Source organism: Ilumatobacter sp., from assembly GCF_049588435.1.
Classification (GTDB): Bacteria; Actinomycetota; Acidimicrobiia; order Acidimicrobiales; family Ilumatobacteraceae; genus Ilumatobacter_A.
In genome coordinates, this window is the sequence record NZ_JBAVYV010000414.1 from 1 (window position 1) to 2,405 (window position 2,405).

General features: G+C 67.4%; 1 protein-coding gene, 1 tRNA gene and 1 pseudogene. 2 read left to right on the forward strand and 1 reads right to left on the reverse strand.

Going from position 1 to position 2,405, the window contains the following annotated elements:
* A pseudogene (locus tag WBV89_RS15920) lies at positions 1–1,293 on the forward strand (hypothetical protein); the annotation flags it as partial.
* 38 nt (positions 1,294–1,331) lie between these two features.
* Here the strand turns inward: WBV89_RS15920 and WBV89_RS15925 are convergent.
* A tRNA-Leu gene (locus tag WBV89_RS15925) sits at positions 1,332–1,414 on the reverse strand.
* 329 nt (positions 1,415–1,743) lie between these two features.
* Between WBV89_RS15925 and WBV89_RS15930 the strand changes: the two genes are divergently transcribed.
* Positions 1,744–2,295 carry a hypothetical protein gene (locus tag WBV89_RS15930; RefSeq protein ID WP_423982330.1) on the forward strand — a complete coding sequence of 184 codons (552 nt, stop codon included), beginning with the start codon at positions 1,744–1,746 and terminating at the stop codon, positions 2,293–2,295.
* Positions 2,296–2,405: the final 110 nt, after the last annotated feature.

Below are 2,405 nucleotides of genomic sequence, written 5' to 3' on the forward strand. Positions count from 1 at the left end.
GGGCCGTCCCGCGCCGCGAGCGATGTCGATGGCGGCGGTGGCGATGGCGATGGCGTGGCCGAAGATGGCGTTGCCGACGGCGAGCCGGGCGACACCGGGGTGGCTCTGTACGACGCCGCCGGTGAGCCGACCGACCAGGTCGAGGCGCAGGTCAGCCCATCGGCTGCCGAGACCGAGGTGCTCGAGATCGTCGAGGCGACACCGGTCGGGTGGCCGACCTCCGGTGCTTACGAATCCACCGGCGAAATGCCCGCCGCATCGGGAGTGGCCCACGAACCGACGACCACGATGTCGGTGATCGGTCGGGCCGCGGGCGCAGGTCCCGCCGTGACCGACCAGCTGCCGGCCACGGGTGCGCCGTTGTTCGACGGCGTCGATGACGTCCACGAGTACACGGTGGAGTCGCACGGATTCCGCCTCCGCGCCTCGTTCCTGCTGGCGATCCTCGCGCTCGGCGCGTCGTTGATGGCGGGCGCGGCGGACACGATCGACATCCGGACCAGCCGACCCGTCGGCGGGATCGAGGTCGGGATCCGCATGTTGGAGGACTTCGGCTCCAACCTTCCGATCGCCGGTTTGATCGGGGTCGGGGTGATGCTGGTCGGCGGGTTCCTGAGCTGTTTCGGCTTGCGCTGGGGAGCCGGACTCGCCGGCGGGGCCGGACTCGCGGTGACCGGGTGGGCAGCGATGACGATCGGCCTCATCGAGATTCCCATTCACACGGCCGAGGGCATCACGCAGAGCGCCGGAGCGAACACCAACGGGTTCGACCTGGAGATCACCCGGGACCTCGGGTGGTTCCTGATCGCCGTGGTCGGGGTCCTCGGTGTGCTCGTGTTCCTCACGACCCTCCGAATGGCCGGAACCGGCGGCCGCCCGGGACTCAATCCGTGGATCGCTGCGATCGGCGCCGTCGGCGCGGTGATCTTCGCGGCCGGTCCACTGATCCCGCTCGGTGAGTCGACGTTCGATCTGAACCTCGGTTTCGTCGGCCTGCCACGGGCCTTCTTCGCCGGCCGACTGGTGGCGCTGGGTTTGATCGCCTTGACCGGGATCGTGGGGTTCCTGTCGGTCCGCACGTACGGCCTCGGCCTGGTCGCGGGCGGGATCAGCATCGCGACGTGGCTCTGGGCGACATCGCTCGCCGAGTTCGGCGACACACCCGTCGGCGTGGCCGTCGGCAACCTGGGCACGACCGAGACGGTTCCGCACGCGGTCACCTCCGTCGGCCTCGCCGTGTCGCTCGTGATGCTCGCCGTCGCCGCGGCGCTTGCCTCCGCCACCAGACCCTGAACGCGAAAGAACCCCCTGCAATTGCAAGGGGTTCATCGTGCGCGAGGGGGGACTTGAACCCCCACGCCCTTTCGGACACCAGCACCTGAAGCTGGCGCGTCTGCCATTCCGCCACTCGCGCAAAGTGGACACGGGAACGCTAGCGCCCGCGCGCTGCGATGCCCACCGGCTTTCACTCCCTCGTTTCACTCGTGCCCCGGATCAACTCCACCCGACCCACCACGGGGAGCCTTCCCGTTTGTGGAACTGACGACCCCGTGACGAGATGTGCTCACCAGCCAACAGAGCCGTCGACGTCGCGACCGCCTCGCGACGAACACCTACCATCGGCCCATGACACGCGCCGCCCCGCTGTTGTTGTCCTGTGTTCTGTTTGCGGCGGCGTGCTCCGGCGGATCGGACGACGAAGCGGCTCCGACATCGGCAGCGCCCGTCACCGCGGACCCGTCCATGACCACCGAGACCGCCCCGGCGAGCACACCCGCGGAGACCACGACAACGACCACCACCACGCTCGCACCGACCACCACCGTGGACGAGCAGGCCATCCTCGATGAAGCCGAAGCCGCCTACCTCGAAGCCTTCGAAGTCGGTAAGGAAGTACTCCGCAACCCCGACGACCCTGAGAACGTCAAACACCTCGAGAATCACTTCATCGGCGCGAACCTCGATGTGGCTCTCGAGAACCTTCGTCGGACCACCGAAGGTCAATTCATAGCCCGGGAGAATGACAGCAACCCCTCCGTCGCAACGATCGTGGAGCCGGCTGAGTTCGTGGACGGTGACCCGACGCTCGCTCGCCTCACCGTGTGTGAGTTCAACAGCGACCGCATCTTTGAAGTCGGCACGGCACCGGATGGTGGCGATGCCCTTCGCAGAGACGATCCAGTTTCGATTCTGCTCACCGTCAGAATGGAGTTCGTCGACGGCAAGTGGAGATCGCAGTCCGGCACGCGGGGTGAAGAAATCCGCGATGAGACGAACCGATGCGCAGAGGCCTGATCCTCGTAGCGGTCGCGCTCCTGGCGGCCTGGATACCGACGGCGCCCGCATTCGCCCAGCCGGAATCAACACCACTCCCTGGAGACACCGACAACGGGGGAGGCTCTGGT